Below are 4,857 nucleotides of genomic sequence, written 5' to 3'. Positions count from 1 at the left end.
CCCGAGCTTCTTCAGTTACTGATTCTTCCAGATCAGATACTCCCGGAATTTCATGTTCGCCTACTTCTTGCGTATCCGCACCAAGCCCTGTTGCTGACTCAACTACATTAGGATCCACTATATGTGGTTCTTCTGCTGCACCCTTGTCTATCTTGAAAAACCTTACAACTGCTTTTTCTGGTGCATTTATAAAGTACATACCTGTACCATCTCCCTCTTGCACCAGCGATAATGCCTCTACAACAGTAGTATAAATACCACCCTCAGTATTAACATCTCTGCTCTCATTGCTCTCTATAAAATATATCTTTCCTGGCAAATAACTCTGGTGCATACCTGAAGAAACATCCCTACATGCAACATGCTCATCACCAACATATAAAACAATCTCGCTTGGTCTCCATGTTCCGCGTACTACCCTACACTTGTCATATGAGTACGCATTAGTACTGGCATCTTTGTCACAAGCACATCCTTCGTAGTAGCCATCATCTCCACCGGAAATGGTGTCACTACCAATTCTGTAATCACTTAGCTCTATATCTATACCATACATATACGTAAATCCTCCTTTAATCCCTCTACGTTAACCAGCATTTGTTTAAGTGCTACACGATACACTTAAAGAGATGATATCGTGCACACCTATACATACAATATGCATATTTTACAACAACTTGCACAAATATCCGACCAACTAAGTACAAATAAGGATGATGATAACAAGTGTGCGAATAAATCCCCTAAAACTTATTGCCTACTATCATTCAAAACACTATCAAGCTTGATCCTAAGTGCTTTAGTTGCAAATTAGCAAATTGTTCAACGAAATCTAGCAATGCTGCTCCGCATTCGCAAACTTTCGTTTTTTTTCATCAGAGAGCTACATAGGGAAGTAATAGTTAATAAGCACATGACACCGTAGTTTTGAGAAAAATACTGGAAGCACAATTTTCGCGCCAGTTATTGATATTACATAGCTAGATATACAGTGATTAAGGTATATTTACTTTGCAAAATTGGAGTAATTATTATAAAGTTAAGAATTTTAAATCATGCACTGAAAAATCATACATATGTTTGATATATTTACCAAATATACAATAACAACTGTGACTATATCGTATAATTCTGCGCTTTATCCTTATAATGCCTTTTTTTATGAATGATATATGGGTTACTGTAGATGAAATGTCAAACATATCCTGCAATTTAAGATTTGGTACTTTCTGCAATGACGTAGAACAACTCCACACTTTCCACCGCAATGTGCACGTAGCAGTCACTGAGCATAGGACCAAAGGCTTAAACGCAGATAATGTAGCACGATACCACGGAGCTACAAAGACTGTTAAAGATGTTCATTCTCAAAACGCAAGTAATCATGTTTGTGCTCTCATTGCTGATTTAGAGTCAAAGTCTGATGCTGGTAACTACAAGATAGTTCTGACTCCTACAAACAATTCTACAAAATACTCAGTCGCAGTAATACTGAATAAACCTTCATGGAGTAATGTCGAATTATAACATACTCAGAGCGCAAAAGTTGCGCTCTGAGTGGCGAAAGCACGCAGACATAACGTCTCTAGTATATTTCGGGTGATTATCACACAGCCTAATACCTGAAATTATACATAAGAGGACACATATGTTTGATATATTATTTAACGATACTAAAATCCCACCTGTTCCTAGGGAGTGTATTGAAAGATTTCTAGATGAACCAGATTATTGTGAAGATGTTTTGAGTGCAGATTATCCAGGGGATGCATATGATGTTACAGCATCTGTGACTACGGTGTGCACTGAAGAAAATACACCTTGTACAGGTACCTGCAGCAACTTTTCTATGAAAAATTTGCCATTTTATAGAGTGAAGAGTGATAAACAAGATACAGCCACAGGCTATGAAGACTACACTTTAGTATTTAAGGATTCTGATCAGGTAGGCCACGAACTGCATGATCGCGGTTTATATTTAAAAGTGAAAGTTCAGAAAAGCTCTGGTGGCACCGAGGTCAGCTTATCTGGTGCAGATCTCTGAGTGAAGTGATAGAAAGCGAGTCTATGCGATACGACGGATCTGAAAGAATTGAAAATGCTTATACAATGCAGAGGCACTTACGTATTGATAAGCTCGAAGGTGATTTGAAATCTGTGCAAGGCGAAGGCGATGACAAACTAGTGCTGACTTCTACCAGTAATTCTGCAAAATGTACAGTAACTGTAACATTAGAAAAGGTTCCTACAGTCAAATAGCCTTAGTGTTGAGATATGTGTACAACGCAGTCTTCACACTTGATTTTAATTGACACCTGAAACTATACATCGGAGAATTATACATATGTTTGACATATTTAATGATACTATAGTGGCATCCGTAGCTACTACAACTGCCGGAACGCATTTATCTTTTCCAGCTGCCTGCGGCGGCTTTTCCTTTGAGAATTTGCCACTTACTAAGTCTAAGTCTGCTCCTTTTGTATATGACCTTCCATCGGGTTATGAATACGCCCTTTTGACATTCCGTAGTGAAAAACAAGAAGATCAAAATTCTTTAACACATACATGCTAGATGTCGTCTTTCGGAGACTCCCAGATAGTAATGATATTAGCTTGTATAGTGTAGAATGCGTTGAAATACTATCTAATGAAGATACTATGCGCGAAAAACATGGCGATGATCTTCATGAAAAAAAATTTGGCATGGCTATGCATGGTCTCATGCCTGATTCAACAATAGAACAAGATGGGACACTAGTGCTCACCGCTACGAGTCATACTGCAAAATGTAAAGTAACCGTAACACTAAAAGCAGACTCTGCATCCGAATAAACCGAGTATTTAATCATCAACACTTACAAGACAATTCTTGCGCTAGTAGGCGATGTTCTGCTAGCACGATATGTAAATATTAGTATAGATTTACTTTGCAAAACCGTGGTGATTATTATACAGTCTGGCACCTAAAATTATGCTCCGGAGAATCACACATATGTTCGATTCATTTAATGACTTTGTAACAGCGTCTGTAACCATATCTTGTAATAGGGAACATTCATCTTTTCCAAGTTCCTACTGCGACTTTTCTGTAGAAAATTTACCGTTTATTGGCGCTACTCCAGTTGAACAACACCATCACACTGGTAATGAATCTTATGCTTTAATATTTTCTAACTCTGATCCAGAAGCGCCAAAGGTTCATGACTACTTTTTAGAGACCATTCTTGTTGAACGAAAGGTAGGTAGGCCAGATGTAAATTTCTATAGCGCAACCTTGCACGAAGTAACAATAAGCGATTCTGAAGCATACCAAAGCAAAGATGATGGTGAGAATGACAATGATGTTCATGCGCGAGCAAGACAACTGTTTGTAGCTGAACTAAAAGCTAATACAACATCAGAGAGTGACGATACGCTAGTGCTTACTTCTACAGAAAACTCCGCAAAATGTTCAGTAACCATAACACTGAAAAAAGCTTCTGCATCCGCCTAGATTTAGTAAAGTACCCACAACAAAATTTTCGCGCTAGTGGGCAATATACCGCTAGCGCGATTACAAATATTAGGTAGATTTACTTTGCAAAACCGTGGTGATTTTTATACAGTCTGGCACCTGAAATTATGCGCTGGAGGATCACACATATGTTTAATATACTTAACGACTTTGCAACGGCGTCTGTTACTATAACATCGTGCAATGAAGAACTCGCATCTTGTTCAGATCTACCAGCAATAATTCGGGATGTGTAGTAAAAGTAACGCTGAAAAAGTCACAAGACCTGGATAAGCATTGGTGGTGCCATTACTGTTTGGTGTAGCACTATACCTATAACACAATTTGCGCGCTAGTAGGCGATATCATCGCTAGCGTAATACACTTGTATCAGGTAGATTTATTTTGCAAAATCGTCATGATTATTATACAGTCAAACACCTGAATTTATACACCGGAGAATTATACTTATGTTTGATATACTGAATGACTTTACAACAGCTTCTGTAGTTGTAACCTCGTGCACTGGAGATAATGCTCGCCCAAGTACCTGTAACGACTTTTCTATGGAGAACTTGTCGTTTGTTAGAGCTACTTCGCTTGAAGAGCGCATTGACTTGGGAGATGAGGCTTATGCTCTAAGATTTGCTCAGTCTTCTCAAGATGACGCACAACATAATATGCAAGAAAAACTTTTTGAAGCCATAGTTGTAAAAAATAGTGGCAGCAATGGCTCAGATATTGCTTTAGCTAGTGCAAGCTTGCAAGAAATGTTAACTAGTGAATCTCTACTGTACATTGGATATGAAAACGAAGATGCTTATGCACAGGAAAGAGACCTTTATGTTAGTGGGCTTAAGGATAACTCGAAATCAGAGTACAACGACGGTGACGGGACGTTAGTAATAACTGCTAAAAATAATGCCTCAGGATATACAGTAAAGGTAACACTGAAAAAAGCTGCAGCAGAAAAATCAGAAGAAGCATAGTTTAGAACAGCTTTATTAAAGAAAGTTGCTTTGGTGTGCAGACAGTAAGAGGTGGTGTATTGTGACATGCTATCACCTCTTACTCCTCGGCTCTTAAGTACGTTGTTATTTCAGCGCAGCTGTCTTTCCTCACAATTATCGATGCTCAAATAAGCCTCTCTCTTTGATAGTTACGTAGAGTATTACTTTCAACGCTGCAAATAAGCCTGTTTTATAGGTCACATACAAACACGTAATAGATAGAGAAGTGCTTGAACTTGACTAGGCTAACTACGGCGGGGCTAAAATCTCTCCTGCATTCGGGACGCACATAGCAAAACAATCCTGCACCGTAAATAAGTCATAAAAATGCTATTAATACATGTTCGAATG

Annotated in this window: 8 protein-coding genes; 7 read left to right on the top strand and 1 reads right to left on the bottom strand. The window is 38.5% G+C overall.

Annotated elements, in window-relative coordinates:
- Positions 1 to 556, bottom strand: a 556-nt coding sequence (locus KPX09_RS04400) for a hypothetical protein (protein WP_249549167.1), incomplete at its 3' end; no start/stop codon positions are given.
- Between the two features lie 635 nt (positions 557 to 1,191).
- Here KPX09_RS04400 and KPX09_RS04395 point away from each other — a divergent pair.
- The 7 genes from KPX09_RS04395 (at position 1,192) to KPX09_RS04365 (ending at position 4,485) form a co-directional block, all read left to right on the top strand.
- The gene (locus KPX09_RS04395) at positions 1,192 to 1,527 is read left to right on the top strand and encodes a hypothetical protein (RefSeq protein WP_249549166.1); all 336 of its coding nucleotides are present in this window, start codon (positions 1,192 to 1,194) and stop codon (positions 1,525 to 1,527) included.
- A 121-nt stretch (positions 1,528 to 1,648) separates the two neighbouring features.
- Positions 1,649 to 2,044 (top strand): hypothetical protein, encoded by a 396-nt coding sequence (locus tag KPX09_RS04390; RefSeq protein WP_249549165.1) that lies wholly within the window; start codon positions 1,649 to 1,651, stop codon positions 2,042 to 2,044.
- 5 nt (positions 2,045 to 2,049) lie between these two features.
- Complete coding sequence (locus KPX09_RS04385) at positions 2,050 to 2,259, top strand: hypothetical protein (protein WP_249549164.1); 210 nt, start codon at positions 2,050 to 2,052, stop codon at positions 2,257 to 2,259.
- Between the two features lie 85 nt (positions 2,260 to 2,344).
- Entirely contained in the window at positions 2,345 to 2,575 is a 231-nt protein-coding gene (locus KPX09_RS04380) for a hypothetical protein (RefSeq protein WP_249549163.1), read from the top strand.
- A gap of 86 nt (positions 2,576 to 2,661) precedes the next feature.
- Positions 2,662 to 2,835: a hypothetical protein gene (locus KPX09_RS04375; RefSeq protein WP_249549162.1), complete on the top strand. Its 174-nt coding sequence runs from the start codon at positions 2,662 to 2,664 to the stop codon at positions 2,833 to 2,835.
- Between the two features lie 160 nt (positions 2,836 to 2,995).
- On the top strand, positions 2,996 to 3,496 hold the full coding sequence (locus KPX09_RS04370) for a hypothetical protein (protein WP_249549161.1): 501 nt from the start codon (positions 2,996 to 2,998) through the stop codon (positions 3,494 to 3,496).
- Positions 3,497 to 3,966: 470 nt separating this feature from the next.
- A complete protein-coding gene (locus tag KPX09_RS04365) occupies positions 3,967 to 4,485 on the top strand; it encodes a hypothetical protein (RefSeq protein WP_249549160.1) in 519 nt (172 codons plus the stop codon).
- Positions 4,486 to 4,857 lie beyond the last annotated feature (372 nt).

The organism is Anaplasma phagocytophilum (genome assembly GCF_023476575.1).
In the GTDB taxonomy this organism is placed as follows: domain Bacteria; phylum Pseudomonadota; class Alphaproteobacteria; order Rickettsiales; family Anaplasmataceae; genus Anaplasma; species Anaplasma phagocytophilum_A.
Note: the sequence above shows the minus strand (reverse complement) of the source record. Positions and strands in the feature narration are given on the sequence as shown.

What these genes read in the sequence shown, in the direction of transcription:
- KPX09_RS04380 (WP_249549163.1), top strand. Translation starts at nt 2,345, where the DNA reads ATGTTTGACATATTTAATGATACTATAGTGGCATCCGTAGCTACTACA.
- KPX09_RS04390 (WP_249549165.1), top strand. Translation starts at nt 1,649, where the DNA reads ATGTTTGATATATTATTTAACGATACTAAAATCCCACCTGTTCCTAGG.
- KPX09_RS04365 (WP_249549160.1), top strand. Translation starts at nt 3,967, where the DNA reads ATGTTTGATATACTGAATGACTTTACAACAGCTTCTGTAGTTGTAACC.
- KPX09_RS04395 (WP_249549166.1), top strand. Translation starts at nt 1,192, where the DNA reads ATGTCAAACATATCCTGCAATTTAAGATTTGGTACTTTCTGCAATGAC.
- KPX09_RS04370 (WP_249549161.1), top strand. Translation starts at nt 2,996, where the DNA reads ATGTTCGATTCATTTAATGACTTTGTAACAGCGTCTGTAACCATATCT.
- KPX09_RS04375 (WP_249549162.1), top strand. Translation starts at nt 2,662, where the DNA reads ATGCGCGAAAAACATGGCGATGATCTTCATGAAAAAAAATTTGGCATG.